General features: G+C 71.0%; 24 protein-coding genes. 15 read left to right on the top strand and 9 right to left on the bottom strand.

Annotated features, from left to right (window positions below; translation table 11 throughout):
• Nucleotides 1–88: 88 nt before the first annotated feature.
• Entirely contained in the window at nucleotides 89–1,096 is a 1,008-nt protein-coding gene (locus BJY17_RS13765) for a LacI family DNA-binding transcriptional regulator (RefSeq protein ID WP_179551856.1), read from the bottom strand.
• A gap of 166 nt (nucleotides 1,097–1,262) precedes the next feature.
• Here BJY17_RS13765 and BJY17_RS13760 point away from each other — a divergent pair, with 166 nt between their 5' ends.
• From BJY17_RS13760 to BJY17_RS13725, 8 genes are all read left to right on the top strand, one after another.
• The gene (locus BJY17_RS13760; protein WP_179551855.1) at nucleotides 1,263–2,789 is read left to right on the top strand and encodes a sugar ABC transporter ATP-binding protein; all 1,527 of its coding nucleotides are present in this window, start codon (nucleotides 1,263–1,265) and stop codon (nucleotides 2,787–2,789) included.
• On the top strand, nucleotides 2,786–3,811 hold the full coding sequence (locus tag BJY17_RS13755) for an ABC transporter permease (protein ID WP_179551854.1): 1,026 nt from the start codon (nucleotides 2,786–2,788) through the stop codon (nucleotides 3,809–3,811). The genes BJY17_RS13760 and BJY17_RS13755 overlap by 4 nt, the downstream gene beginning before the upstream one ends.
• The gene (locus tag BJY17_RS13750) at nucleotides 3,811–4,875 is read left to right on the top strand and encodes an ABC transporter permease (RefSeq protein ID WP_179551853.1); all 1,065 of its coding nucleotides are present in this window, start codon (nucleotides 3,811–3,813) and stop codon (nucleotides 4,873–4,875) included. The genes BJY17_RS13755 and BJY17_RS13750 overlap by 1 nt, the downstream gene beginning before the upstream one ends.
• A 65-nt stretch (nucleotides 4,876–4,940) precedes the next feature.
• Entirely contained in the window at nucleotides 4,941–5,975 is a 1,035-nt protein-coding gene (rhaS, locus tag BJY17_RS13745; RefSeq protein ID WP_179551852.1) for a rhamnose ABC transporter substrate-binding protein, read from the top strand.
• 187 nt (nucleotides 5,976–6,162) lie between these two features.
• Entirely contained in the window at nucleotides 6,163–6,543 is a 381-nt protein-coding gene (locus BJY17_RS13740) for an L-rhamnose mutarotase (RefSeq protein ID WP_179551851.1), read from the top strand.
• A gap of 29 nt (nucleotides 6,544–6,572) precedes the next feature.
• Nucleotides 6,573–7,739: an L-rhamnose isomerase gene (rhaI, locus tag BJY17_RS13735; RefSeq protein ID WP_179551850.1), complete on the top strand. Its 1,167-nt coding sequence runs from the start codon at nucleotides 6,573–6,575 to the stop codon at nucleotides 7,737–7,739.
• A gap of 41 nt (nucleotides 7,740–7,780) precedes the next feature.
• Nucleotides 7,781–9,817, top strand: a complete 2,037-nt coding sequence (locus BJY17_RS13730; RefSeq protein ID WP_179551849.1) for a bifunctional aldolase/short-chain dehydrogenase — start codon at nucleotides 7,781–7,783, stop codon at nucleotides 9,815–9,817.
• Entirely contained in the window at nucleotides 9,814–11,253 is a 1,440-nt protein-coding gene (locus BJY17_RS13725; protein ID WP_179551848.1) for a rhamnulokinase, read from the top strand. The genes BJY17_RS13730 and BJY17_RS13725 overlap by 4 nt, the downstream gene beginning before the upstream one ends.
• Before the next feature lie 12 nt (nucleotides 11,254–11,265).
• Here the strand turns inward: BJY17_RS13725 and BJY17_RS13720 are convergent, their stop codons facing one another.
• Nucleotides 11,266–11,835: a hypothetical protein gene (locus tag BJY17_RS13720; protein WP_179551847.1), complete on the bottom strand. Its 570-nt coding sequence runs from the start codon at nucleotides 11,833–11,835 to the stop codon at nucleotides 11,266–11,268.
• A gap of 47 nt (nucleotides 11,836–11,882) precedes the next feature.
• On the opposite strand from BJY17_RS13720, the gene BJY17_RS13715 reads away from it, so the two are divergent.
• Both BJY17_RS13715 and BJY17_RS13710 read left to right on the top strand, forming a co-directional pair.
• Nucleotides 11,883–12,824 (top strand): 2-hydroxyacid dehydrogenase, encoded by a 942-nt coding sequence (locus BJY17_RS13715; protein WP_179551846.1) that lies wholly within the window; start codon nucleotides 11,883–11,885, stop codon nucleotides 12,822–12,824.
• A 63-nt stretch (nucleotides 12,825–12,887) separates the two neighbouring features.
• Nucleotides 12,888–13,871, top strand: coding sequence for a serine hydrolase domain-containing protein (locus tag BJY17_RS13710; RefSeq protein WP_179551845.1), 984 nt, complete (start codon nucleotides 12,888–12,890; stop codon nucleotides 13,869–13,871).
• Nucleotides 13,872–13,884: 13 nt separating this feature from the next.
• On the opposite strand, the gene BJY17_RS13705 is transcribed toward BJY17_RS13710, so the two are convergent.
• Nucleotides 13,885–15,522, bottom strand: coding sequence for an alpha/beta hydrolase (locus tag BJY17_RS13705; RefSeq protein WP_179551844.1), 1,638 nt, complete (start codon nucleotides 15,520–15,522; stop codon nucleotides 13,885–13,887).
• Nucleotides 15,523–15,718: 196 nt separating this feature from the next.
• On the opposite strand from BJY17_RS13705, the gene BJY17_RS13700 reads away from it, so the two are divergent.
• The 4 genes from BJY17_RS13700 (at nucleotide 15,719) to BJY17_RS13685 (ending at nucleotide 20,301) form a co-directional block, all read left to right on the top strand.
• Complete coding sequence (locus BJY17_RS13700; protein WP_179551843.1) at nucleotides 15,719–16,888, top strand: NYN domain-containing protein; 1,170 nt, start codon at nucleotides 15,719–15,721, stop codon at nucleotides 16,886–16,888.
• A 105-nt stretch (nucleotides 16,889–16,993) separates the two neighbouring features.
• Nucleotides 16,994–18,028: an NAD(P)-dependent alcohol dehydrogenase gene (locus tag BJY17_RS13695; RefSeq protein WP_179552885.1), complete on the top strand. Its 1,035-nt coding sequence runs from the start codon at nucleotides 16,994–16,996 to the stop codon at nucleotides 18,026–18,028.
• A gap of 87 nt (nucleotides 18,029–18,115) precedes the next feature.
• On the top strand, nucleotides 18,116–18,844 hold the full coding sequence (locus tag BJY17_RS13690) for a FadR/GntR family transcriptional regulator (RefSeq protein ID WP_179551842.1): 729 nt from the start codon (nucleotides 18,116–18,118) through the stop codon (nucleotides 18,842–18,844).
• 74 nt (nucleotides 18,845–18,918) lie between these two features.
• The gene (locus BJY17_RS13685; protein WP_179551841.1) at nucleotides 18,919–20,301 is read left to right on the top strand and encodes an alpha-hydroxy acid oxidase; all 1,383 of its coding nucleotides are present in this window, start codon (nucleotides 18,919–18,921) and stop codon (nucleotides 20,299–20,301) included.
• Here the strand turns inward: BJY17_RS13685 and BJY17_RS13680 are convergent.
• The 6 genes from BJY17_RS13680 to BJY17_RS13655 all read right to left on the bottom strand — a co-directional run bounded on the left by BJY17_RS13680 (nucleotide 20,291) and on the right by BJY17_RS13655 (nucleotide 24,985).
• A complete protein-coding gene (locus BJY17_RS13680) occupies nucleotides 20,291–20,803 on the bottom strand; it encodes a hypothetical protein (protein ID WP_179551840.1) in 513 nt (170 codons plus the stop codon). The two genes, BJY17_RS13685 and BJY17_RS13680, sit on opposite strands and share 11 nt — an antisense overlap.
• A gap of 3 nt (nucleotides 20,804–20,806) precedes the next feature.
• On the bottom strand, nucleotides 20,807–21,154 hold the full coding sequence (locus BJY17_RS13675) for a hypothetical protein (protein WP_179551839.1): 348 nt from the start codon (nucleotides 21,152–21,154) through the stop codon (nucleotides 20,807–20,809).
• On the bottom strand, nucleotides 21,093–21,515 hold the full coding sequence (locus BJY17_RS18970; RefSeq protein ID WP_218889920.1) for a hypothetical protein: 423 nt from the start codon (nucleotides 21,513–21,515) through the stop codon (nucleotides 21,093–21,095). The genes BJY17_RS13675 and BJY17_RS18970 overlap by 62 nt, the downstream gene beginning before the upstream one ends.
• Before the next feature lie 108 nt (nucleotides 21,516–21,623).
• A complete protein-coding gene (locus BJY17_RS13665; RefSeq protein ID WP_179551838.1) occupies nucleotides 21,624–23,258 on the bottom strand; it encodes a helix-turn-helix domain-containing protein in 1,635 nt (544 codons plus the stop codon).
• Between the two features lie 118 nt (nucleotides 23,259–23,376).
• Nucleotides 23,377–24,300, bottom strand: coding sequence for a transglutaminase-like domain-containing protein (locus BJY17_RS13660; RefSeq protein ID WP_179551837.1), 924 nt, complete (start codon nucleotides 24,298–24,300; stop codon nucleotides 23,377–23,379).
• Nucleotides 24,301–24,394: 94 nt separating this feature from the next.
• A complete protein-coding gene (locus BJY17_RS13655) occupies nucleotides 24,395–24,985 on the bottom strand; it encodes a dihydrofolate reductase family protein (protein ID WP_179552884.1) in 591 nt (196 codons plus the stop codon).
• Between the two features lie 73 nt (nucleotides 24,986–25,058).
• Between BJY17_RS13655 and BJY17_RS13650 the strand changes: the two genes are divergently transcribed.
• A complete protein-coding gene (locus tag BJY17_RS13650; RefSeq protein ID WP_179551836.1) occupies nucleotides 25,059–25,631 on the top strand; it encodes a TetR/AcrR family transcriptional regulator in 573 nt (190 codons plus the stop codon).
• Nucleotides 25,632–25,669: the final 38 nt, after the last annotated feature.

Below are 25,669 nucleotides of genomic sequence, written 5' to 3'. Positions count from 1 at the left end.
GGTGCAGGTCGCGCGCGGCCATTCCACACTACCCAGTGTCGAGGAAGACTCCGGACGTGTGACGTTGCGGCGGTCGGACCCCCGAGACCTAGCTTCGACCGCCGGTCGATTCGCGCACCACGAGCTCGGGCTGGAACACGACGCGCTCCTGCGCGGACTCCCCGCCGGCCTCCTTGAGCATGAGGTCGACGGCGGTGTAGCCGATGAGTGCCGCAGGCTGGCGGATCGACGAGAGCGGCACGACGGCCGCCGACGCGAAGTCGATGTCGTCGTAGCCGATGAGGGCGATCTCGCCCGGCACGTCGATGCCGCCCTGCATCATGAGCGCCTGCAGCACGCCCATGGCGAGCAGGTCGTTGGCAGCGAAGATCGCGTCGGGGCGATCGGATGTCTCGCGCTCCCTGATGCCCGCGGCGGCGGCGCGACCGGCGAGCACGGTGAGCGACTCGGTCGCGACGATCTCGAGCGTCGCCCCCGCCGATTCCGCGACGGCGCGGCGCGCGCCTGCCAGGCGATCGGCGACCTGGCGGATGCCCGCGGGTCCGCCGACGAAGGCGATGCGGGTGCGGCCGGTCTCGATGAGGTGGCGCACGGCGAGGTAGCCGCCGACCACGTCGTCGACCGAGACGGAGGAGAAGCTCTGGTCGGGGACCTCGCGGTCGACGAGCACGACGGTCGTGCCGCGATCGCGCAGTCGCTGCAGGCGGGGCAGGTCGTCGGCGAGCGGCGAGATGAGCACGCCGGCGACCCGCTGCTCCTCGAAGAGGTCGAGGTAGGCGCGTTCGCGATCGGTGTTCTCGTCGCTGTTGCCGAGCAGGATCGTCATGCCGTCTTCTGCTGCACGGTCTTCGGCGCCGCGGGCGACGTCGGTGAAGAACGGGTTGCGCACGTCGAGCACGACGAGGCCGATCGAGCGGCTGTGCCCGGCGCGGAGCTGCCGGGCGGCGTCATTGCGGATGAAGCCGAGCTCTTCGATGGCCGCGGTGACGCGGGCGACCGTGGCCGGCGCCACCTTGTCGGGGCGATTCAGCACGTTCGAGACGGTGCCCACCGAAACGGATGCCGCTGCCGCGACATCTCGGACACTCACCGCCATCTCCCCAGCCTCTCCCACGCTCGTCGGCGAACTCTGCAGTGAAACGTACCATCGGCCCGTTCGACGACTTGACATCGTTCCGCGGTCGCCGTAAATTGCTCACGTTCACCTGAATTAAAACGATTCAACCACGTGGGGTCCGCCCCCGCAGTTTAGGTCCAGATCAATGACGATTCCCCCCGGCGCTTCCGAGCCCGCTCCGGCGCTCGAACTTCGCGACATCCAGAAGTCGTTCGGCTCCGTCGTAGCCCTGCGCTCCGGCACCATCGAGGTGGACGCGGGTTCGATCCACGCCCTCGTCGGCGAGAACGGCGCAGGCAAGTCCACCCTCGTGAAGATCGTCGCCGGGCTCTATCGCCGCGACGCCGGCGTGTTCCGCCTCGAGGGCACCGACGTCGACTTCACCTCCACGGCCGAGTCGAAGGCCGCCGGCATCGCGGTCATCTACCAGGAGCCGACCCTCTTCCCCGACCTGTCGGTCACCGAGAACGTCTTCATGGGCCGCCAGCCGGTCGGCCGATTCGGCCGCATCGATCGCAAGGCCATGCGCGCCGAGGTCGATGGCCTCTTCCAGCGGCTCGGCGTGCGGATCGACCCCGAGCGTCCCGCCGACGGCCTCTCGATCGCCGACCAGCAGGTCATCGAGATCGCCAAGGCCATCTCGCTCGACGCCAAGGTGCTCATCATGGACGAGCCGACCGCTGCGCTCTCGGGCGTCGAGGTCGACCGCCTCTTCCAGATCGCGCGGAGCCTCCGCGACGAGGGCCGGGCGCTCATCTTCATCTCCCACCGCTTCGACGAGGTCTTCGACCTCTGCGACACCGTCACCGTGATGCGCGACGGCGCCTACATCTCGACGAACCGCATCGCCGACACGAACGTCGACGAGATCGTGCGCCAGATGGTCGGCCGCGACGTCACCGAGCTCTTCCCGAAGCAGGAGACCACGATCGGCGGCCCGCTGCTCGAGGTCGAGGGACTCACGAGCGCCGGGGTCTTCCACGACATCTCGCTCACCGTGCGCGCGGGCGAGATCGTCGGCCTCGCGGGCCTCGTCGGCGCAGGGCGCAGCGAGGTCGCCCGTGCGATCTTCGGGGTCGACCACTACCAGGCCGGCTCTGTGCGGCTGAACGGCACGCCGGTGCCGGCGAAGAGCCCGACCGCGGCGATGCGCCTCGGCCTCGCCCTCGTCCCCGAGGACCGCCGCAAGCAGGGCCTCGTGCTCGATTCGAGCGTCTCGCGCAACACGACCCTCGCCATCCGCTCGCAGCTCGCGAAGTTCGGCATCATCACCTCGGGCTTCGAGAACCGCGCCGCCCGGGTCTGGGCGAGCCGGCTCGAGGTCAAGACGAACGCGCTCAGCACGGTCGCGGGAACCCTCTCGGGCGGCAACCAGCAGAAGGTGGTGCTCGGCAAGTGGCTCGCGACCGAGCCCACCGTGCTCATCATCGACGAGCCGACCCGCGGCATCGACGTCGGCACGAAGGCCGAGGTGCACCGCCTGCTCTCCGAACTCGCCGGGCAGGGCATGGGCATCCTCATGATCTCGTCCGAACTGCCCGAGGTGCTCGGCATGGCCGACCGAGTGCTCGTGATGCGCGAGGGGCGCATCACCGCCGAGATCGACCGCGCCGACGCGACATCCGAGAACGTCATGTTCGCCGCGACCCACGCCGAGGAGCAGCACTCGTGAGCACCGCGACCACCACCCCCACCTCGAACGTGACGAAGCGCGTCAGCGCGATCGGCAAGGCCCGAGAACTCGGGATCCTCCTCGCCCTCGTCATCGTCGTGATCGCGGCGACCGCCGCGAACCCGAACTTCCTCTTCAGCGCAGACGGATGGCGCGACCTCCTGCTGACCCCGTCGATCCTCGTGCTCGTGGCGGTCGGCCAGGCGATCGTGCTCATCACCCGCAACGTCGACCTCTCGGTCGGCTCGGTGCTCGGCCTGACCGCGTACCTCACGGGCCGGCTGTTCATCGACCTCCCCGGCATCCCGATCGTCGCGGTCTTCGTCATTGCGGTCGCGTTCGGCGGCGTGCTCGGCCTCATCAACGGCGCACTCGTGGCGTTCGCGAAGGTGCCGGCCATGGTCATCACGCTCGGCACGCTCTACGCGTACCGCGGCATCAACGTGCTCTGGACCGGCAGCGACCGCATCAACGCCTCCGACCTGCCGAAGAGCTTCCTCGCGCTCGGCACCGAGCAGTTCCTGACGATCCCGATCCTCACGATCATCGCGCTCGTGGTGCTCATCATCGCCGGGTGGTACATGAAGAACACCCGCGGCGGCCGCGAGTTCTACGCGATCGGCTCCGACCCCGCCGCGGCCGAGCTCTACGGCCTGCGCGTCACGCGGCGCCTGCTCACCGCATTCGTGCTCTCGGGCGCCCTCGCCGGACTCGCCGGCGTGCTCTACGCGGCGCGCTACGGCACGATCAACTCGCAGGCCGGCTCCGGCTGGGAGCTCGACGCGGTCGGCGCGGCCGTCATCGGCGGCGTCGCGATCGTCGGCGGCGTCGGCTCCGTCTGGGGCGCGGCGATCGGCGCGGTGCTCCTGCTCACGATCAACCGGGCGCTGCCGATCCTCGGCATCCCCGACTTCTGGCAGCGCGCCGTCGTCGGCGTGCTCATCATCGGCGCGATCGTGCTCGACCGCGTGCTCGCGGTGCGACAGAAACGCAAGCTCATCGAGGCAAGGGACGACAGCTGATGTCGAGCATCACCCAGACCACGCCCGCTCCGGCATCGGTGCGGCGATACCGCGACTACGACCAACCGCTGTGGAAGCGCGTGCTGCTGACCCGCGAGATGGCCATCATCGCCCTGCTCATCGTCGTCGTGATCGTCGCGTCGATGACGGTGCGCGGCTTCGGCCAGCCGATCACGCTGACCTACCTGATCCTCGACGTCACGCCGATCCTGCTCATCGCCCTGCCGATGACCCTCATCATGATCACCGGCGAGATCGACCTGTCGGTGGCGAGCATCGTCGGGCTCTCGAGCGTGATCACCGGAGTGCTCACCCACGGCGGCATGCCCTTCGAGATCGCGGCGCTCATCGCCCTCCTCGTCGGCGGCATCGGCGGTGCGATCAACGGGTTCCTCGTCACGGTCGTCGGCCTGCCGTCACTCGCCGTCACGATCGGCACGCTCGCACTGTTCCGCGGCCTCGCGGTCGGCCTCCTCGGCACGACCGCGGTCACCGACTTCCCCGAGTTCTGGACCGACCTCGCCAAGGCGAAGCTCGGGGCCACCGGCATCCCGCTCGTGATCATCCCGTTCCTCGTGCTGCTCGCGATCTTCGCGGTGCTGCTGCACTTCACCCCGTTCGGTCGCGGAATCTACGCGATCGGCCTCTCGAAGGAGACGGCGGCGTTCTCGGGCGTCGACGTCGGGCGCACGAAGTTCATCCTCTTCGTGCTCGCGGGCTTCGTGTCGGCGCTCGCCGGCATCTACTACACGCTGCGCTTCGGCAGCGCCCGCGGCGACAACGCGACCGGCATGGAGCTGCAGGTCATCGCCGCCGTCGTGCTCGGCGGGGTCAGCGTGTTCGGCGGCCGCGGCGCGCTGCACGGCGTCATCGCCGGCGTGCTGCTGATCGGCGTGCTCGCGAGCGCCCTGCGCCTCGCCAACGTGACCTCCGACGTCATCAACATCATCACCGGGGCGCTGCTCGTGATCTCGGTGGTGTCGTCGAGCTTCCTGGCCTGGCTGCGAACGCGGCGCCAGGCCCCAGGAGGGAAACCGCGCGTCGAGGTCTCCACAGCAGGGTAACCAGACCGCACCACCGTCGATGCGACCAGGTCATCGACGCCATCCATATGAAGGGACGAACAACGATGTTGTTTCAGAAGAAGACCCGGGCAGCCGCCCTCGCCGCACTCGCGGTGAGCGTCGCGCTCGTCGCGACCGGCTGCGCCGCCGGCGACTCCGGCTCCGATGGTGCGGAGGGCGACGGCGGCAACCTGTCGATCACCTTCCTGCCGAAGAACCTCGGCAACCCCTACTTCGACACGTCGAACGCGGGCGGCAAGGAGGCCATCGAGGAGTTCGGCGGCACCTTCGCCGAGGTCGGCCCCGCCGAGGCCACGCCCGACGGCCAGGTCAGCTACATCAACACCCTCACCCAGCAGGGCGTCGGCGCGATCGCGGTCTCCGCGAACGACCCGAAGGCGATCTGCGACGCCCTCAACGAGGCGCGCGACGCCGGCGTCAAGGTCGTCACGTTCGACTCCGACACCAACGCCGACTGCCGCGACCTGTTCGTGAACCAGGCCGACTCCGAGGGCATCGCCAAGGTGCAGGTCGACCTCATCGCCGAGCAGATCGGCGACGCGGGCGAGATCGCCGTGCTGTCGGCCTCGGCCAACGCCACGAACCAGAACGCCTGGATCGACCTCATGAAGGAGGAGCTCGCCGCGAACCACCCCGACATCGAGCTCGTCGAGGTCGTCTACGGCGACGACGACGACCAGACGTCGTTCGACAAGACCGCGGCACTGCTGCAGACCCACCCGAACCTCAAGGGCATCGTCTCGCCGACCACCGTCGGCATCGCGGCGGCAGCTCGCTACCTGCAGACCTCGGAGTACCAGGGCAAGGTCGCACTGACCGGCCTCGGCACCCCGAACCAGATGCGCGAGTACGTCGAGGACGGCACCGTCACGGCGTTCGCCCTGTGGAACCCGGCCGACCTCGGCTACCTGGCCGCCTTCGCCTCGAAGGCGCTCATCGAGGGCGACATCACGGGCGCCGAGGGCGACACCTTCGACGCGGGCAAGCTCGGCGAGTACACGGTCGGCGCCGACGGCGTCGTGCTGCTCGGCGACCCCTTCGTGTTCGACGCGGAGAACATCGGCGAGTTCGACTTCTAGTCGATCGCGGGGCTCTGCGCGGCTGCCCGCTGCGCAGGGCCCCACCCCGTCTCCCGGCATCGCGCCGGGCGGCCAGGAGCCGGATTCCCACGCTTCGAGCGGTTGCGGAATCCGCGCACCGAACCTACCATTGAAACGATTCATTCAATGGGATGAATCGAAGAACCACCACAGGACGGAGCAGGCCATGAGCGAGGCGAACACCACGCAGCGCGTCTGCTTCCAGCTGCAGGTCGACGCCGCCCGCCTCGACGAGTACCGCGCCCGCCACGAGGCCGTCTGGCCCGACATGCTGCGCGCGATCGAGGCATCCGGTCGACGCAACTACTCGCTCTTCCTCAGGCCCGACGGCCTGCTCATCGGCTACTACGAGACCGATGACGACGCCGCATCGCAGGCGGCGCTCGAACTCGACCCGCGCACCGCAGCGTGGGAGGCCGACATGGCCGGATTCTTCATCTCCCTCGGCGGACGCCCCGACCAGTCCGCCCCACGACTTCCCGAGGTGTTCCACCTCGAAGACCAACTCGCCGCGCTCGACTCCGAGCACACCGCGACGCACGACTGAACACGCACCAGAAACCGGAAAGAGCCATCGTGAGCATCCTCCCCACCGACGTCCTCGGCCAGCTCGAGCAGCAGTCCATCGAACTCCCGAGCTGGGCGTTCGGCAACTCGGGCACCCGCTTCAAGGTCTTCGCGACGCCGGGCACCCCCCGCGACCCGTTCGAGAAGATCGCGGATGCCGCGCAGGTGCACCGGTTCACCGCACTCGCTCCGAAGGTCGCCCTGCACATCCCGTGGGACAAGGTCGACGACTACTCGGCGCTCCGAGCGCACGCCGAGGAGCACGGCGTCGAGCTCGGCACCGTCAACTCGAACACCTTCCAGGACGACGACTACAAGTTCGGCGCCCTCACCCACGAAGACGGCGCCGTGCGCCGCAAGGCGATCGACCACCACCTCGAGTGCATCGACATCATGCACGCGACCGGTTCGCGCGACCTCAAGATCTGGCTCGCCGAGGGCTCGAACTACCCAGGCCAGGCCGACCTGCGCGGCCGTCAGGACCGCCTGCAGGAGTCGCTCGAGGAGATCTACGCCCGTCTCGGCGACGAGCACCGCCTCGTGCTCGAGTACAAGTTCTTCGAGCCGGCGTTCTACCACACCGACGTTCCCGACTGGGGCACGAGCTACGCCCAGGTCGCGGCCCTCGGCCACAAGGCGATGGTCTGCCTCGACACCGGCCACCACGCACCGGGCACGAACATCGAGTTCATCGTCATGCAGCTGCTGCGGCTCGGCAAGCTCGGCAGCTTCGACTTCAACTCGCGCTTCTACGCCGACGACGACCTCATCGTGGGCGCGGCCGACCCGTACCAGCTGTTCCGCATCCTCTTCGAGGTCATCCGCGGCGGCGGCCTGAACAACCCCGATGTCGCCTTCATGCTCGACCAGTGCCACAACGTCGAAGACAAGGTGCCCGGCCAGATCCGCTCCGTGCTGAACGTGCAGGAGATGACGGCGCGCGCGCTCATCGTCGACACCGAGGCGCTGCGCGCCGCGCAGGTCTCGGGCGACGTGCTCGAGGCCAACCGCATCTTCATGGACGCCTTCTACACCGACGTGCGCCCGGCCCTCGCCGAATGGCGCGAGTCGCGGGGCCTGCCCGCCGACCCCATGGCCGCCTTCGCGGCATCCGGCTACCTGCAGCAGATCGCCGCCGACCGCGTCGGCGGCGTGCAGGCCAGCTGGGGCGCCTGAGCCTCCCCCGCCCACCCTCCGCACCACCGAAGGAACCTCTCATGACGAACCAGGCAGCAGCAGACCTCATCGCGCGGTCGAACCGCCTCGGCGCCGACCCGAAGAACACGAACTACGCGGGCGGCAACACCTCGGCCAAGGGCACCGAGACCGACCCGGTCACCGGCGAACCCGTCGAGCTCATGTGGGTCAAGGGGTCGGGCGGCGACCTCGGCACGCTCACCGAGCAGGGCCTCGCGGTGCTGCGCCTCGACCGCCTGCGTGCGCTCGAGGGCGTCTACCCGGGTCTCGACCGCGAAGACGAGATGGTCGCCGCGTTCGACTACACCCTGCACGGCAAGGGCGGTGCGGCGCCGTCGATCGACACCGCCATGCACGGTCTGGTCGACGCGGCGCACGTCGACCACCTGCACCCCGACTCGGGCATCGCCATCGCGACCGCGGCCGACGGCGAGGAGCTCACGGCGAAGATCTTCGGCGAGAGGGTCGTGTGGGTGCCGTGGCGCCGGCCCGGCTTCCAGCTCGGGCTCGACATCGCCTCGATCAAGGCGGCGAACCCCGCCGCGATCGGCTGCATCCTCGGCGGGCACGGCATCACGGCGTGGGGCGACACGTCCGAGGAGACCGAGGCGAACTCGCTCTGGATCATCGACACCGCCGCGACGTACATCGCCGAGCACGGCGCGGCCGAGCCGTTCGGCGCCGTGGTCGAGGGCTTCGAGCCCCTCGAGCCCGGTGAGCGCCGCGCGAAGGCCGCCGCCCTCGCGGCCACGGTCCGCGGACTCGCGAGCCACGACAAGCCCATGGTCGGCCACTTCACCGACGCCCCCGAGGTGCTCGACTTCCTCTCGCGCGAGAAGCTCGCCCCGCTCGCCGCGCTCGGCACGAGCTGCCCCGACCACTTCCTGCGCACGAAGGTCAAGCCGATGGTGCTCGACCTGCCGGCGTCGGCGAGCATCGAGGACTCGGTCGCCCGCCTGACGGAGCTGCACGGGGCCTACCGCGCCGACTACCAGGCGTACTACGACGCGCACGCGGATGCCTCGAGCCCCGCGATCCGCGGCGCCGACCCCCTCATCGTGCTCGTGCCCGGCGTCGGCATGTTCAGCTACGGCGCGAACAAGCAGACCGCACGCGTGGCCGGCGAGTTCTACGTCAACGCGATCAACGTCATGCGCGGCGCCGAGGCGCTCTCGACCTACTCCCCCATCAGCGACGCCGAGAAGTTCGCGATCGAGTACTGGGCGCTCGAGGAGGCGAAGCTCCAGCGGATGCCGAAGCCGAAGCCGCACGCGGGCCGCATCGCGCTCGTGACGGGCGCGGCCTCCGGCATCGGCAAGGCCATCGCGACCCGACTCGCGGCCGAGGGCGCGTGCGTCGTCATCGCCGACCTCGACCTCGAGAAGGCGCAGGCGGCGGCAGCAGAGCTCGGCACCGCGGATGTCGCGATCGGCGTGCAGGCGAACGTGACGGATGCCGCGGCGATCCAGCAGGCCATCGACGACGCCGTGCTCGCCTTCGGCGGCCTCGACCTCGTCGTGAACAATGCGGGTCTCTCGCTCTCCAAGCCCCTGCTCGAGACGACCGAGGCCGACTGGGACCTGCAGCACGACGTCATGGCGAAGGGCTCGTTCCTCGTATCGAAGGCCGCGGCACGCGTGCTCATCGACCAGGGCCTCGGCGGCGACATCATCTACATCTCCTCGAAGAACTCGGTGTTCGCGGGCCCGAACAACATCGCCTACTCGGCGACGAAGGCAGACCAGGCCCACCAGGTGCGTCTCCTCGCCGTCGAACTCGGCGAGTACGGCATCAAGGTCAACGGCATCAACCCCGACGGCGTCGTGCGCGGCTCCGGCATCTTCGCGAGCGGCTGGGGCGCGAACCGCGCGAAGACCTACGGCATCGAGGAGCAGGACCTCGGCAAGTTCTACGCCCAGCGCACGATCCTCAAGCGCGAAGTGCTCCCCGAGCACGTCGCGAACGCGGTCATCGTGCTCACCGGTCCCGAGCTCAGCCACACGACCGGCCTGCACATCCCCGTCGACGCGGGCGTCGCGGCCGCCTTCCTGCGATGAGCGGTTCGAGCGCGGGCACGGTCGCGGCCGTCGACCTCGGGGCGACGAGCGGACGCGTCATCCTCGGCCACGTCGACGGCCGCGCGGGCACGCTCGCGCTCGACCACGTCGCCCGATTCCCGAACGGCCCGGTGCGCCTGGCCTCGGGGCTGCATTGGGACTTCACGGGCCTCACGCGCGACCTGAACGCGGGCCTCGCCGAGGCGTTCCGGCGCGCCCCGTCGGCCGCCTCGATCGGCGTCGACTCCTGGGCGGTCGACTACGGCCTGCTGCGGGGCGGTCGCCTGCTCGGCGAACCGTTCCACTACCGCGACGAGCGGAACGACCGAGGTGTCGAGGCCGTGCACGCCGCCGTGCCGTTCGACGAGCTCTACCGCCGCAACGGCCTGCAGTTCCTGCCGTTCAACACCCTGTACCAGCTCGCTGCCGAGCGGGAGAGCGGATGGCTCGGCGTCGCCGACTCGCTCCTCCTCGTGCCCGACCTCGTCGGGTTCCAGCTCACGGGCGCCCGCCTGGCCGAGCGCACGAACGCCTCGACCACCGGCCTCGTCGGCATCGCGTCGGGCGAGTGGGACGACGAGCTCATCGAGCGGCTCGGGCTCCCGGCATCCGTGTTCGCACCGCTCGTGAGCCCCGGGGAGCCGTTCGGTCCGCTCCGCACCGCCGTCGCGGCCGAGCTCGGCGCCCCCTCGGGCATCGAGGTCGTCGCCGTCGGCTCGCACGACACCGCCTCGGCGGTCGTCGCGGTGCCGATGCGCGCCGAGTCGGCCGCCTACATCTCGTGCGGCACGTGGGGGCTCGTCGGCGTCGAGCTCGAGCAGCCGGTGACGACGGATGCCGCACGCGACGCGAACTTCACGAACGAGCGCGGTGTCGACGGCCGCGTGCGGTTCCTGCACAACGTCATGGGCCTCTGGCTGCTGTCTGAGTCGGTGCGCTGGTGGGAGCGCGACGGGGATCGCATCGACCTCTCCGAGCTGCTCGCGGCCGCGGCATCCGTCACCGCGCCCGTCGCCGTATTCGATGCCGACGATCCGCGCTTCCTCGCGCCGGGCGATCTTCCCGGCCGCATCGCCGAGTGGTGCGCGGAGCGGGGTGTCGCCGCGCCCGCGAACCGAGCCGAGTTCGCGCGGTCGATCATCGAGAGCCTCGCCGAGGCGTTCGCCGGCGCTGTGCGCACCGCATCGGTGCTCTCGGGCGTCGACGTCGAGACGATCCACGTCGTCGGCGGCGGGGCGCTCAACGAGCTGCTGTGCCGGCGCACCGCCGACCGTGCCGGCATCCCGGTGCTCGCCGGCCCCGTCGAGGCGACCGCGATCGGCAACGTGCTCGTGCAGGCGCGCGCGCAGGGATTCGTCGACGGCGACCTCGAGGCGCTGCGGGCACTCGTGGCGCAGGCGTTCGCACCGCGACGGTACGAGCCCGTCGGCCGCTGAGCTGCGGCGCGATCAGTGCGCGTGCGCGAGCTGCTGGAGCGCGATCACCGCGAAGCCGAGCCCGACGAGGATCACGAGCGCGATGCCCTGCTGCCACCACCGCAGGCGAGTGCGGCGCACCGCGAGGTAGCCGATCGCGGCGAGCGTCGCGACGTAGACGATGCTCGCCGCTCTGAGCGCGGTCGCGAGCTCGATGACGTCGACCCATGCCAGCACGAGCAGGATGAGCGGCACGGAGGCGGAGGCGACCGCTTCGCCCGAGACCCGGAGCATCCTGCGGAACTCGGCGCCCTCGGGGAACGCGGCATGCACGGCGAGAAACGAGACCACGTCGGCGACGAACCCGGCCGCGGTGATGCCGACGATGCCGACGAGCAGGGCGAGGGTGGCCTGCTGCGCGGAGAGGTGCTCGGCATTCGCGTGCTGCACGAGCACGATCGCGAGGCCCGTGAAGGTCGCGTAGACCCGCTCCTTCAGCGCCTCGGCGCGCTCTTCGACCGGGCGCCCCACGAAGCGCTCGCGCTTGCTTCGATGCCTCGACTTCGCTGCTGCCGCGGCCGGCTCCGCCCCGTCGTGCTCCATGGCCCGGACGTTACCAGTCCTCCGACCCGCTCTGGGAGGATCGAGGCATGACCGACTCCCCCGCCCTGCTCGTGACCGTGCCCGGTGCGACGCTCCGTCGCGCACTCGAGCAGACGCCCGGCGGCGTGCCCGCGGGCGTCGAGGTGGTCGAGTGGGACCTCACGGGCGCACCCCCCGCCGACCGCATCGACCTCGTCGTGCCGCCGTACATGGGTGCCGCCGCGCGACTCGCCGCGCTCGACGGCGTGACGACGCGGCTCGTGCAGTCGCAGTCGATCGGCTACGACGACGTGCCGGCGGCCCTGCCGGCGGGGCATATATTCGCCAACGCTGCGAGCGTGCACGAGACCTCGACCGCCGAGCTGACGCTCGCGCTGATCCTCGCAGCGCAGCGCGGCATCCCCGACTTCGTGCGGGCCGCCGACGAGGGCCGATGGGCGCCCGCGCGCTACGAGAGCCTCGCCGACCGCCGCGTGCTGCTGCTCGGCTACGGCGGCGTCGGGCGGGCGATCGAGGCGCGGCTCGCGCCGTTCGAGGTCGAGCTCACCCGGGTCGCGAGCCGTGCCCGCTCCGACGAGCAGGGCTTCATCCGCGGCATCGACGAGCTGCCGACCCTGCTGCCGAAGGCCGACATCGTGATCGTCGGCGTGCCCCTGACCGGCACCACGACCGGCCTCGTCGACGCCGCCTTCCTCGCGGCGCTGCCCGACGGCGCCCTTCTCGTCAACATCGCCCGCGGCAAGGTCGCCGACACCGACGCGATCATCGCCGAGGCGGTGTCGGGCCGGCTGCGGTTCGCGCTCGACGTCACCGACCCCGAGCCCCTGCCCGATGGGCATCCGCTCTTCGCGTTGCCGAACGTCCTCGTGAGCCCGCACGTCGGTGGCGCCTCGACGGCGATGATGCCCCGCATGGCGCGGCTGCTGCGCGAGCAGATCGAGCGGATGCTGCGCGGCGATGCCCCCCTCAACATCGTGTACCGCAGCTGATCCGGAAACCGAGCACCCGCCGCCGACCGCTCGGCCCCGGCGACCATCCCACGAGAGGACTCCATGCCCCGCTTCGATGACGCTTTCGACTGGGTGCGACGCCACGTCGCCCGCGAATCGCTCCCGACCGCCGTGCTCGGCATCGCCACGAGCGACGGCGTGGTCGCACTCGAGGCGTTCGGCAGCGAGCGCGGGCGCGCGGCATCCGTCGACGACCACTACCCGCTCTTCTCGGTGACGAAGCCGCTCGTCGGCCTCGCCGCCCTGCGCCTCATCGAGCGGGGGCTGCTCACTCCCGATTCGGCGCTCGCGAGCGCCGTGCCCGGGTTCGGCGCCGGCCGCGACGATGTCGTGAGGCTGCGGCACCTCGTGAGCCACAGCTCGGGCATCGCCGAGCCGCCGATGGACGAGGGCGGCCTGCGCGAGTCTCTGGTCGCGCCCGGCCGCGACTTCGCCGCCGGCACGGCGACGCGCTACTCGACGCTCGGGTTCGACGGCATCGCCGCGATGATCGAGCACGCGGGGGGCGAGCCGTGGTTCGACGCCGTGACCGCGGTCGCAGCGCGAGTCGGCGCCGCGGGCTTCACGCTCGACGCCGACGCGTCGCCGCACGAGGTCGTCGACGCCGCCGCGCAGGGCCTCGACTACCCTCGCTTCGCGGCACTCGGCCACCCGGGAGCCGGCGCGCTCGGACGGGCGGAGGACCTGCTCGCGATCGGCACGGCGCTGCTCCGCAACGACGGCTCGCTCGTCGCTCCGGTCACCATCGAGGCGATGCTGCGCCCGCTGACCGTCGGCATGACGAAGCTCGAGCCGTACCCGGCTTCGCGCGGGCAGGACTGGGGCTTCACCTGGAACCTGCGGAACAACGCCCCCGGCCTGCTCGCCCGCGACGGTTACGGCCACGGCGGATGGGGCGGATGCGAGTTCTGGATCACGCCGTCGCGCGATGCCTGCTTCGTGCTGCTCACCCACGTCGGCGGCGGGGTCAGGCGCCTCGGCGTCGAGACCGACGAACTGCACAACGCGGTGGTCGCCGCCGCCTGAGGCGACCGCGCGACTATTCGCTGACGCTGCCGACGGGCTGCACCTCCGCGTACCCCTCGAGCACCGACTGGATGCGCGCGAGCGCGGCCTCGTCGAGCTCGCCGTCGCCCGTGACCGCCTGCCAGCCGTCGAGCACGACGTCGCCGTAGTTGTGGCCGTGGCTGGCGGGCACGCTCTCGCCCATGAACATGTCGATGACGAGCTGCAGCGCGGTCACCCCCGGGATCCAGCGCATCGAGTCGCTGACCTCGTCGGCCCGCTCCTCGGGCGTGAGCCAGTCCGGCTCGGCCCAGAGCAGCTCGAGGCCGAGCCAGGTGACGGGGTCGTTCGCGTGCTGCAGGTACGCGACGCGGGGCGACTCCCACTCCGGGCCGAGCGCGTGGAAGTCGCCGGGCACCGACAGCCACCGCACCTCGCGTCCGCCGTCGACGACGGGTTGCCACTGCGGGCTGCCCTCATCGCGCTCCGCCGTGAGGGTGCGCCACATCGTCGAGCCGTTCGGGCTGCCGATGAGGAGCGCGCCCTCGGTGTTCGCACGCAGGTCGTCGAGCCCGTCGAAGGCCTCCTGCGTTCCGTGCGCGCCGAGGCTCAGGCCGTAGACCACGAGCTGCGGGCGGGTCGCCTCGGGCAGCGTCTCCCACTTCGCCTGCACCGCGTCGAACAGGGCGACCGATGACGCGACCGGCGCGTCGGGGTCGAAGAGGAACGACACCCAGCTCGGCGTGTACGCGTACTGCATCGACACGATCGCCGTGTCGCCGCCGTGCAGGTACTCGACGGCGTCGACGGCCTGGGGTTCCAGCCACCCCGACCCGGTGGTCGTGGCGACCACGAGCACGTCGCGGTCGAACGCCCCGGTGCGCTCCAGCTCGCGCACGGCGATGGCGGCGCGTTCCTCGACGGTCGGCGCGTTCGCCTGGCCGACGTAGACACGCACGGGTTCGAGCGCCGGGCGACCGGTGAGCTCCTCGATGTCGGCGGTCTTCGGACCGCCGCCGAGGAAGGCCGTACCGTGCCGGCCGACGAGATCCCACTCGACCTCCGAGTCGGGGCCGGCCGAGCGGAAGGCGCTCATCGGCTCCGTGACCCACGGCGCGGCCGGGCCGTTGTTCGCGAGGTAGAGCCGGTCGATGCCGAACATCACGACGGCCACGACCGCCACGGTCGAACCCACGACGATCGCCGTGGCGGCCGTCGTTCCCCAGCCCCGACCGAACCTGGCCCTCATCCGGACGCCGAGCCGCCGCTCGGCGCGGGCGAGTGCGAGGCCGACGAGCACGACGGGCACGAACCCCACGACGAAGATCAGCGCGTCGAACCCGTCGATCTCCGGCATCTCGACCGTTCGGCGAACCTCGTTCTGCCACCCGACCGAGGCGAACCCCAGCACGACCGCGAGCACCACGGCGAGGCCGAGATAGACCCACCACGCGATGCGGCGGTGCTCGGGCTTCGGGCGCCAGTGGACGAAGCGGCGCACCAGCCACCACACGAAGACCCCGATGCCGTACCCGATGAGGAATGCGAACGCGGTGATGATGCCCTGGAACAGCGCGGGGCGCGGCAGCAACGACGGCGTCATCGACAGCGCGGCGAAGAGCAGCCCGATGAGGGCGCCTCCGGGATCGAGTCTCCACCAGCGAGCGTGCATGCGTACCCCCTCCGGCGTCGCGCTCCGGCGACGTCACCGCATCATGGCACGGCGCGCGCGGCGAATCACGGCGACGCGGCCCTTCGCGAGTCGTGTCTCCGCGGCATCGGCCTGACGCCGTCGCGGGGTGTGCCTCCGGGTCGCGCACAGCCCACGGGGCGTAGCATCGGAGGCACACCCCCGATGGAAGGTCTTCATGCCCATCTCGGCAGAACCCCGCGTGGCCCTGTACTTCGATTTCGACAACATCGTCATCTCGCGGTACGACCAACTGCACGGCGACCCAGGTTCGCGCAGGGTCAGCGCTTACCGCAAGGACACCTCGACCAGCAAGGCACCCGCCGCCGGATCGGAGACGGCGAAGAAGCTCGCCGAGGCGACGGTCGACGTCGACGCCGTGCTCGACTTCGCGGCGACCTTCGGCACGATCGCGATCGCCCGCGCCTACGCCGACTGGTCGACCCCGGTGAACGCGAGCTACCGCGGCCAGCTCATCGACCGCGCCGTCGACCTCGTGCAGCTGTTCCCGCTGTCGGCGACGAAGAACGGCGCCGACATCCGCCTCGCGGTCGACGCCGTCGAGGACATGTTCCGCATCGACGACCTCACGCACATCGTGATCGTCGCCGGCGACTCCGACTACGTGGCGCTCGCGCAGAAGGCCAAGCGCCTCGGCCGTTACGTCGTCGGCATCGGCGTCGCAGGCGGCACGAGCCGGGCGCTCACCGCGGCGTGCGACGAGTACGCCGACTACGACACCCTGCTGGCGACGGATGCCGCGGTCGCCGAAGACGAGGCAGCGGATGCCGCGGCGCACGCAGCCCCCGAAGCAGCCGCGGCCCCGCCGGCGACGGGCCGCAGGTCGCGGGCGAAGTCGGCCGCATCCGAGACGACCGATGCGGCCGCGACCGACGCCCCGACGGAGCCGGTCGCCGAGTCGGCGCCCGCGCCGACCCGGCGTCGTCGAGCGACGTCGAAGTCCGTCGCTGAGGCGTCGGGCAAGACGGCGCCCGAGAAGCCCGAGACGACGGACGCACCCGAGACGCCGGTGAAGCGGGCCTCGGCGCGTGCCCTGCAGTTCGTCTCACCGACCGACCACGCGCCGGCCGACGAGACCGCCGGCGGCAGCCCCCGCAACCCCAGCCGCCTGCTGCTCAAGGCGCTCGAGCTCCTCCATGCGAAGAACGACGAGGAGTGGCAGTCGTCGAGCACGGTGAAGAACCAGATGATGCGCATGGACCCGAGCTTCCAGGAGCGCCGCCTCGGCTTCGCCTCGTTCACCGAATTCCTGAAGTCGCGCGGCGGTGTGGTCGAGCTCGACGAGACCGGCCGCGGGCGCGTACGCATCCGCCCGACGAAGGACTAGTCGCCGCGGCATCCGCTCGCCGTCGTTCACCGACACCGTTCAGGCCCGGGGAGAAGACTGGGGATGTCCGGCGTACTGGACGCCGGACGCGAACGGGAGGGTGCCATGAAGGCGGTGCAGTATCGGACCATCGGCGGATCACCGGAGGTCGTCGAGATCGAGGTTCCGGAGCCCGGACCGGGTGAGGTGCGGCTGAAGGTGACCGCCGCGGGCGCCTGCCACTCCGACAGCTTCGTCATGAGCCTGACCGAGGAGCAGTACACCTACGGCCTGCCGCTCACGCTCGGCCATGAGGGCGCCGGCATCGTCGACAAGCTCGGCGACGGCGTCACGGGCGTCGCGATCGGCGACTCCGTCGCCGTGTACGGCCCGCAGGGCTGCGGCCGCTGCTACCAGTGCGCCCAGGGCAAGGAGAACTACTGCGAGCGCGCGGCCGAACTCGGCATCGCGCCTCCCGGACTCGGCGCCCCCGGGGCGATGGCCGAATACATGATCGTGCGCAGCGATCGGCACCTGCTGCCGCTCGGCGACCTCGACCCGGTGCAGAACGTCGCGCTCACCGACGCCGGACTCACGCCGTACCACGCGATCAAGATGTCGCTGCCGAAGCTCGTGCCGGGCACGACCGCCGTCGTCATCGGCGCGGGCGGCCTCGGCCACGTCGCGATCCAGATCCTGCGGGCGATCACGCCGTCGACGGTCATCGCCCTCGACCTGAGCGAGGAGAAGCTCGCGCTCGCCCGCGAGGTCGGTGCGCACCACGCGTTCGCCTCCGACGCCGATGCCGCGGAGCGGATCCGCGAGGCCACGGGCGGTCGCCCGGTGACCGCGGTGTTCGACTTCGTCGCGATCCAGCCGACCATCGACCTCGGCCGCAGCGTCGCCGGCGTCGAGAGCGACCACGTGATCGTCGGCGTCGGTGTCGGGATGCTGCCGGTCGGCATGCTCGGGGCCCCGTACGACTCGACCGTGCGTGCGCCCTACTGGGGATCTCGCGCCGAGCTCTTCGAGGTGTTCGACCTCGCCCGCGCCGGGCTCGTGAAGGTGGAGACCGAGGTGTTCCCGATCGATGAGGCCCCCGAGGCGTACCGACGCCTGCACGACGGCACGCTGCGCGGTCGGGCGATCATCGTGCCGTAGCCATCGCCGTCGCTGCGTCACCGCACCAATGTGGTCTGACCACACATGCTAGTGTGGTCAGACCACAGACGCGGGAGGACGATCGGCATGGGCGCTGAGACATCCGACACCCCGCGCGCCTGGCGCACCGTGCTCGAGCACATCGAGACGCAACTGCTCGAGGGCGCCCTGCGCCCCGGCGATCGCCTGCCCGGCGAGCGCGCCCTCTCCGCCGAACTCGGCGTCGGCCGCTCGAGTGTGCGCGAGGCCCTTCGCGTGCTCGAGGTGCTCGGGCTCATCCGCACCGCCGCGGGATCGGGCCCGACCTCTGGCGCCATCATCATCGCGACGCCCGGCGGCGGCATGTCGGCGCTCATGCGCCTGCAGGTCGCGGCGAGCGGCTTCCCCGTCGCCGACATCGTGCGCACGCGCCTCATCCTCGAGACCTCGGTCGCGGGCGACCTGGCCGAGGCGGCGGCGTCCGCGCCCGACCTCGCCCCGGCCGAGTTCCTGCTCGACGCCATGGACTCCCCCGACCTCGCGCCGACCGAGTTCCTCGCGCTCGACGCCGCCTTCCATCTCGCGCTCGCCGAGGCCTCAGGCAACCAGGTGATCACCGCGACGATGGCCGGCCTCCGCAGCGGCATCGAGGGGTACGCCCTCGAGGGCGTCGCCGCGATCACCGACTGGCACGCGACATCCGACCGCCTCCGCGCCGAGCACCGCGGCATCGTCGAGGCCATCAGGCGAGCGGATGCCGCATCCGCCCGCACCCGAACCCACGACCACATCTCGGGCTACTACGCCGAGACGTTCGTCGACACCCCACCGAGATGACGCGAATCGACCTCCCCGGGTTGACGGAAGGTCGATTCGCGACATCTCGCCGGCCCTGAAAGAGAGCAGCACCGATGGTCCAGCGCCAGTTCCCGAACCCCAAGGAGCTCGCCGAGCTCATGCGCTTCAAGGCGCCGACCCTGAACGCGAAGCAGCGCCGCCTCGACAAGGCGCTCACGATCGGCGACCTCCGCGACATCGCGAAGCGCCGCACGCCGAAGGCGCCGTTCGACTACACCGAGGGCGCCGCCGAGGGCGAGATCTCGCTGCAGCGCGCCCGCCAGGCGTTCGAGGACATCGAGTTCCACCCGGCGATCCTCCGGAACGTCCCCGAGGTCGACATGAGCCGCGAGGTGCTCGGCGGCCCGACCGCCCTGCCGTTCGGCATCGCGCCCACGGGCTTCACGCGCATGATGCAGACCGAGGGCGAGACCGCCGGCGCCGGCGCCGCGGGTGCGGCCGGCATCCCCTTCACGCTGTCGACCATGGGCACGACCTCGATCGAAGACGTGAAGGCGGCGAACCCCACCGGCCGCAACTGGTTCCAGCTCTACGTCATGCGCGACCGCGAGAAGTCGTACGAGCTCGTGCGCCGTGCTGCCGCGGCCGGCTTCGACACGCTCTTCTTCACCGTCGACACGCCCGTCGCCGGCGCTCGCCTCCGCGACACCCGCAACGGCTTCTCGATCCCGCCGCAGCTGACGCCCGGTACCGTCGTCAACGCGATCCCCCGCCCCGAGTGGTGGATCAACTTCCTCACGACCCCGAAGCTCGAGTTCGCCTCGCTCTCCTCGACGGGCGGCACCGTCGGCGAGCTCATCGACGGCATGTTCGACCCGACCATCTCGTTCGACGACCTCGAGACGATCCGCGCCATGTGGCCGGGCAAGATCGTCGTCAAGGGCGTGCAGACCGTGCAGGACGCTCAGATCCTCGCCGGCAAGGGCGTCGACGGCATCGTGCTCTCCAACCACGGCGGTCGACAGCTCGACCGCGCGCCGATCCCCTTCCACCTGTTGCCGCACGTCGTGCGGGAGGTCGGCTCCGAGATGGAGGTGCACCTCGACACCGGCATCATGTCGGGCGCCGACATCGTGGCATCCGTCGCCCTCGGCGCGCGGTTCACGCTCATCGGCCGCGCCTACCTCTACGGCCTCATGGCCGGCGGCCGTGAGGGCGTCGACAAGACCATCTCGATCCTCTCGACCCAGATCGCCCGCACGATGAAGCTGCTCGAGGTGTCGACGCTCGACGAGCTCGGCCCGCAGCACGTCACGCAGCTGTCGCGCTTCACGGCACTGCCGAAGCCGATGACGGATGCCGCGGAGCAGGCCGTCGAGGCCAAGCCCAAGACCGTGCGCGCACCGCGTGCAGCCGGGTCGGCCGCGAAGTCCGCGACGAAGTCGGCGGCCGGCAAGTCGACGACTGCCGCGAAGCCCGCGACCGTCAAGAAGTAGTGCCGGTGCCCGTCGACGAGCCGCGCGCTCGTCGGCGGGCCACGGTCTCTCGCCGTTCGTTCCGTCGTTCGGCGTCGCTCGGCGTCGTGACCGCCGCGACGATGGTTCCCCGTGCGATGGCCTTGGCCATCTTCTGCGCCTGCTTCGCCTGTGCGCGATGCCGCTTGATCAGTTTCACCCTGGCCCGTGCCCGCTCGTCGGCGTCCAGCAGCGTCGACAACGGCGCTTCGTTCCCGCGGCGGAGACCGCTGATGCGGGTGGCGCGCTCGAGGCCGGCCACGGCACCGGCCGCACGATGCGCTGCGCGACGCGGGGCGATCCGGCGTTCGGCCTCCGCCGCCTTCCGATCGGCCCTCGCATCGGCGACGGCCCGTTCGAGCCATGCGCGAGAGGTCCCCCTCGGGAGCTCCTTCGCGAGACTCCGAACCTCGGACTCGGCCCGCTTCGACTGCGCGATCGCCCGCGTCGCCGCGGCACGCTCGGTCCTCGTCGTGGCTGCCATCGGTCAGCCCTCGTCGATCAGGCTCAGGAGCCGCTTCGCGGCGTCACGGATCTCGTCGTGATCGTGCTGACCGGCACGGCTCTCGAGCGAGATCACGGCGCACCGGTGCACTCTTCGGAAGTCGCCGTACGGGAACGAATAGGCCGCCTTCGTCTCCTCGTCGGCATCGTCGTCGATGCCGAGGTGCCAGTGGCGGAACTCGGTCCACCCCTCGCGTTCGATGAACGCGTTCTCCTCGTCGGCCGTCGGGGCGTCCTCGCTCCACGCATCGCGCTCGTCCTGCACCAGATCACCCTCGCGCACGAGGGTGCGCGCGTGGCGCAGCGCCGTCTCGTTCAGTCGGATCGACATCGTCGAGTTCCTCCTCCCTGCCCGCAACGCTGACGCGGACACGTTCCGGTCTACGCGAAATGCGGACGCTGCGACAGGGGGTTGCGGATCTCGGTCCTTCGAGTGCCGCGCGGGAACGCAGGAACCACACGAGCATGAGCAACGAGGCGACGACGTAGAAGGAGTGCAGGAACCAGATCGGCCCGAACGGCAGGCTGAACACGTAGGCGGAGTACACCGCATTGCCCGCGTTCGTGATCGCGAGGTTGCCGAGGCTGTACGACGTGAGGTCCTTCGTGCGCGCGGCCTTCGCCAGCATGGGCACGTAGCTCATGGCGAAGAGGCCGGTCGAGACGACGCCGGCGAACACGGCGAGATCCATGGCACCGACGGTACGGATGGCGCACGCCCACGACATCGGGAGAATCACCCATTCGAGATCTCCGAATGGAGCGAAACCGCCTGGCCGCGCGGGTTCCTGGTCAGGAATTCAGATCAGGGCGTGCTCGTAGGCGTACGCCGTGGCCGCAGCGCGCGACGAGATGCCGAGCTTCGCGAACACGTTGCTGAGGTGCCGGTCGACGGTCTTCTCGCTGAGGTAGAGCTGGCCCGCGATGGCTCGGTTCGTCTTGCCCTCGGCGACGAGGCGGACGACCTCCACCTCCCGTGCCGTCAGGGCGATCGGCCCGCTGCCGGGCGAACGGCGCGCCAGCTCGTCCACGCGCAGCACGTCGGGCACCGCGCCGAGCGCGGCGAACACCTCCCGTGCCGCCGCCAGGTCCATCGCGGCCGACGCGTCGTCACCGAGCGACCGCGCCGCCTGCGCGGCGAGCACCCGGCACCGGGCGGCCTCGTACGGCGCGTCGAGTTCCTGCCACAGCGCCCACGCGGCGCGAAGCACCGGCAGTGCGCCGAGGGCGTCGCCTTCCCCGAGGCGCACGGCCGCCTCCGACCTCGCAGCGATCGCGCGCGTCATCGGGATCTCGGCGACGGCGGCGGCCGCGACCAGCTCGTCGGCGACCTGCCTGGCCGCCACGAGGTCGCCCGCCGCGAGGTCGATCTCGACGAGGGCGGCAAGCAGCCCCCGCCGGGTCGCGGGGTCGGCCTGCTCCGCTGCTTCGTCGATGCTCGACCGCGCAAGGCGGATCCTCCCCTGTGCGAGCCGCAGCAGCGCGAGCCCCGGTTGCGCCGGGTACCCGGTCTCGGCCGCACGATGGAACGCATGTTCGGCCGCGTCGAAATCGCCGCGCAGGCGATGCACCTCGCCCTCCTGGTACCAGGCCCCGAACGAGCCGGTCCAGTCGCCCAGCCGCACGCGGTCCTGGGCAACCCGCGCCGCCGTGACGGCGTCGCCCCACGCCCCGTGCAATTGGTACAGCTCGGCACGGTGCGCCTGGCACTGCCCGGTGAACATCACCATCTCGGGCCGGTCGCCGCACCAGCGGTCGAGCGCGATCGTCCACTGCTGGGCCCGCCGCACGTCGAAGGCCAGGTGGCAGGTGTTGATGACCGAGCAGTAGACGACGCCGGATGCCACGGGTGAGATCTCGCCCGCGGTGACGGCGACCATCGCCTCGTCGAGGAGCGCGAGCCCGCCGACCGGGTCGCCGAGCATCAGCCGCGCCTGGCCCTGTCCGAGCTGCGCGAGCGCGGTCGCATCCCGGTCGCGCACGCGTTCGGCGATCACGAACGCCTCGGCGAAGGTGCGGGCTGCCCGGTCGGGTTCTCCGGCGTAGAGGTCGTCGAGCGCGGCGGCGACGAGCAGGAGCGCGGTCGAGGATTCGGCGCCGGCCTCCGACGTGTCGGCGATCCGCCGCGCGCGGGCGAGCCAGCCGTTGCCCCGGGCGTCGTCGCCCTTGCCCATGAGGTAGATGCCGATCCAGGTCGCAATGCGGGCTGCGCCCGCGGCATCCTCGGCCTCGAGGTAGGCCTCGTGCGCGCGCGTCGCGAGGTCGATGCCCTCGGCGTCGCGCCCCAGAAGCAGGGTCGTTGTGGAGAGCCGCTCGAGGTCGGCCGGAGCGAGCCCCCGCTCGTGATCGGCCCGCGACAGGTCTTCGAACGCCGCACCCCAGCGGTGTTCGGCGAACGCTGCTCGACCGTGATCGAGCGAAGCGGAGGTCGTCATGGCCCTTCCAGCCCGGGGCGGCGCAGCTCGCGCCCGACGGCGCGCCGGCACCCGTCGTTGGAGTCACGGTAACCCCGCGCCTCCGCCCCCGCAAGGGCGCGGGCGCGAGCGCTCCCGGTCAGCTGGTGCGAAGGGTCACCCGCCTGCTCGAGCCGTCGAGGGGCGAGTGGTTCGTGACGACCTCCGGCACGGCGAAACGCGGGTCCGCGGCGAGCGCGCGCACCTCGTCGAGCGTGACCGCCGGGTCGGCGAGCCGGACGGCGATACGGTCGAGATCGGCGGCGAGCGCGGCATCCGGAGCCTCGGCACTGAACGCGTCGAGCACGCCCCAGGTCTCCCAGAGCAGCGCCTCGTGGCCCGCTCGGGCGACGAGGTCGAGCACGAGATTGTGCGCGAGGTACGGCCACGACCGGAGCGCCGGGATCTCGAGGCCGACCGCGACGACGCTGCGCTCGGGGTCGATGCGCCCGGCACGCGCCGCGAGCCAGGCCTCGTCGCCAGTGAGGAATCGAGCGCGGGGCACGTCGACCAGGTCGAGCGGCGCCCCCGTCGCCCAGTCGACGAAGCCCGCCTGGAGTTGCGGCTCGACGAGGCGCCAGCGCGCGGCGTCCGCGTCCCAGATCTCGGCGACGACGTGATCGATCCACCAGCCGTCGTCGAAGTAGCCGGCGAAGCCCACCCGCGATCGAGCCGGGATGCCGGCGCGGCGCGCGAGCGAGACGACGAGCAGGGTGAAGTCACGGCAGCATCCGAGGATGCGCTCCGTCGCCGCACGCGGGGTCTCGAGCGGACCGGCCCGCAGCTCGGCGAGTCGGGCGAACTGCTCCTCGGCGTATCGCAGGTCGATCTCTGGGAGGCGGTCGTCGTCGAAGCCGTGCTGCTTCAGCTCGCCGTTCGCCCGGTAGTGGAAGATCAGGCCCGAGGCGAGACGGCGCAGCTCGGCGAGGTCGCTGGGCGGCTCGCCGACCCACTCGGCCATGCGGCCGGGGTCGCTGCAGACGGTCTGGGTGCGGTATGCGGCGAGTTCGTCATCGAGGAGCACCCGACAGGTCTATCACCCGCCACCCCCGCGAGATGACGCCGGTCGTCGGATGCCCTGTGCACCACCCGACGACCGGCGTCATCTCGGCGCGGGACTAGATCGACGGCCGGCGCACGTACTCGGAGACGACGACCCCGGACTCGTACGCCGTCGTGGCCACCTCCTCGAAGGCACGCGGGCGGTACGCCCCCGGCGCGAACAACGGGATGCCGTCGCCGAAGAGCAGCGGGTTGCGCTTCAGCACGAGGCGGTCGATCTCCTCGGCGAGCACGGTGGCGAGCGCTCCCCCGCCGCAGAGCCAGATCGACGCGCCCGGTTCGGCCTTCAGCCGGCGCACGACCGCGACGGGATCCTCGTCGGTGAGCGTGAGATTCGGGTGCTCGCCCGGGATGTCCGCCTCGCTGCGCGTTCGCGAGAACACGAACTGCCGGAGGTGCCGGTACGGGCTCGGCGCGACGGGCAGGCCCACCGCATAGGTGTTCCAGCCCATGACGACGGTGTCGAAGGTCGTGCCGTCACGTTCGATGCCGAGGGCATCCGCGATGTGCGTCGGCACGGCGTCGGCGAACCGCGCGTTGAGGTGCTGCATGTGATCGCCCTCGACGGGGAAGGCGTCGAACTCGCCGGCGGGGCCGGCGATGTAGCCGTCGATGCTGACGGCGGCGTAGTAGACGAGTTCTCGCATCATTTCCTATCCACAATGTTTGTAGTGGTTGCGAGACTACAACATCGGTAGTGGTTTGCGCTACGGTCGAACCATGGCGCGGAACACGGAACGACGAGCGGCGATCGCCGATGCCGGGCTGAGCGTGCTCGCACGCGACGGCGCCAGGGGCCTCACCCACCGTGCTGTCGACACCGCGGCCGGGGTGCCGGCGGGCACGACCTCCAACTACTTCCGCAGCCGCGACGCACTCGTCTCGGGTCTCGTCACCCGCATCGGCGAGCGTCTCGCACCGACCCCGGCCGATCTCGAGCTGCGCGCAGGCCGGCCGCCGAGTCGCGAGCTCTTCGCCGAATACCTCCACGACATCGTTCGACGACTGACCCAACAACGCGAGGTGACCCTCGCCCTCTTCGAGCTCCGACTCGAGGGGGTGCGCCGTCCCGAGATCGCCGAACTGCTCTCCGCATGGCAGCACGCCGCATTCGACGGCGACGTCGCGTTCAACACGGCGGCGGGCCTGCCCGGCGGCCGGGCCGAGATCGCGCTGTTCCACTACGCGATCGACGGCCTGCTGCTCGATCGACTCACGACGCCGCTCGACCCGGAGACCTCGACCGACGACATCGTCGATGCCCTCGTGGCCGGGCTCCTGCCTGCCGAGTGAGGTCCCGCGACCCGGTCGCATGAGGCGCCGCGACGACG

This window comes from Agromyces hippuratus (assembly GCF_013410355.1).
Lineage (GTDB): Bacteria > Actinomycetota > Actinomycetes > Actinomycetales > Microbacteriaceae > Agromyces > Agromyces hippuratus.
This window is presented reverse-complemented; position numbering and strand designations above follow the sequence as displayed.

Bases quoted from the DNA above. Each gene is read 5' to 3' on its own strand.
- BJY17_RS13765 (WP_179551856.1), bottom strand. From the start codon at position 1,096: ATGGCGGTGAGTGTCCGAGATGTCGCGGCAGCGGCATCCGTTTCGGTG.
- BJY17_RS13760 (WP_179551855.1), top strand. From the start codon at position 1,263: ATGACGATTCCCCCCGGCGCTTCCGAGCCCGCTCCGGCGCTCGAACTT.
- BJY17_RS13750 (WP_179551853.1), top strand. From the start codon at position 3,811: ATGTCGAGCATCACCCAGACCACGCCCGCTCCGGCATCGGTGCGGCGA.
- rhaS (WP_179551852.1), top strand. From the start codon at position 4,941: ATGTTGTTTCAGAAGAAGACCCGGGCAGCCGCCCTCGCCGCACTCGCG.
- BJY17_RS13740 (WP_179551851.1), top strand. From the start codon at position 6,163: ATGAGCGAGGCGAACACCACGCAGCGCGTCTGCTTCCAGCTGCAGGTC.
- BJY17_RS13730 (WP_179551849.1), top strand. From the start codon at position 7,781: ATGACGAACCAGGCAGCAGCAGACCTCATCGCGCGGTCGAACCGCCTC.
- BJY17_RS13725 (WP_179551848.1), top strand. From the start codon at position 9,814: ATGAGCGGTTCGAGCGCGGGCACGGTCGCGGCCGTCGACCTCGGGGCG.
- BJY17_RS13720 (WP_179551847.1), bottom strand. From the start codon at position 11,835: ATGGAGCACGACGGGGCGGAGCCGGCCGCGGCAGCAGCGAAGTCGAGG.
- BJY17_RS13715 (WP_179551846.1), top strand. From the start codon at position 11,883: ATGACCGACTCCCCCGCCCTGCTCGTGACCGTGCCCGGTGCGACGCTC.
- BJY17_RS13710 (WP_179551845.1), top strand. From the start codon at position 12,888: ATGCCCCGCTTCGATGACGCTTTCGACTGGGTGCGACGCCACGTCGCC.
- BJY17_RS13705 (WP_179551844.1), bottom strand. From the start codon at position 15,522: ATGCACGCTCGCTGGTGGAGACTCGATCCCGGAGGCGCCCTCATCGGG.
- BJY17_RS13700 (WP_179551843.1), top strand. From the start codon at position 15,719: ATGCCCATCTCGGCAGAACCCCGCGTGGCCCTGTACTTCGATTTCGAC.
- BJY17_RS13695 (WP_179552885.1), top strand. From the start codon at position 16,994: ATGAAGGCGGTGCAGTATCGGACCATCGGCGGATCACCGGAGGTCGTC.
- BJY17_RS13690 (WP_179551842.1), top strand. From the start codon at position 18,116: ATGGGCGCTGAGACATCCGACACCCCGCGCGCCTGGCGCACCGTGCTC.
- BJY17_RS13685 (WP_179551841.1), top strand. From the start codon at position 18,919: ATGGTCCAGCGCCAGTTCCCGAACCCCAAGGAGCTCGCCGAGCTCATG.
- BJY17_RS13680 (WP_179551840.1), bottom strand. From the start codon at position 20,803: ATGGCAGCCACGACGAGGACCGAGCGTGCCGCGGCGACGCGGGCGATC.
- BJY17_RS13675 (WP_179551839.1), bottom strand. From the start codon at position 21,154: ATGTCGATCCGACTGAACGAGACGGCGCTGCGCCACGCGCGCACCCTC.
- BJY17_RS18970 (WP_218889920.1), bottom strand. From the start codon at position 21,515: ATGGATCTCGCCGTGTTCGCCGGCGTCGTCTCGACCGGCCTCTTCGCC.
- BJY17_RS13665 (WP_179551838.1), bottom strand. From the start codon at position 23,258: ATGACGACCTCCGCTTCGCTCGATCACGGTCGAGCAGCGTTCGCCGAA.
- BJY17_RS13655 (WP_179552884.1), bottom strand. From the start codon at position 24,985: ATGCGAGAACTCGTCTACTACGCCGCCGTCAGCATCGACGGCTACATC.
- BJY17_RS13650 (WP_179551836.1), top strand. From the start codon at position 25,059: ATGGCGCGGAACACGGAACGACGAGCGGCGATCGCCGATGCCGGGCTG.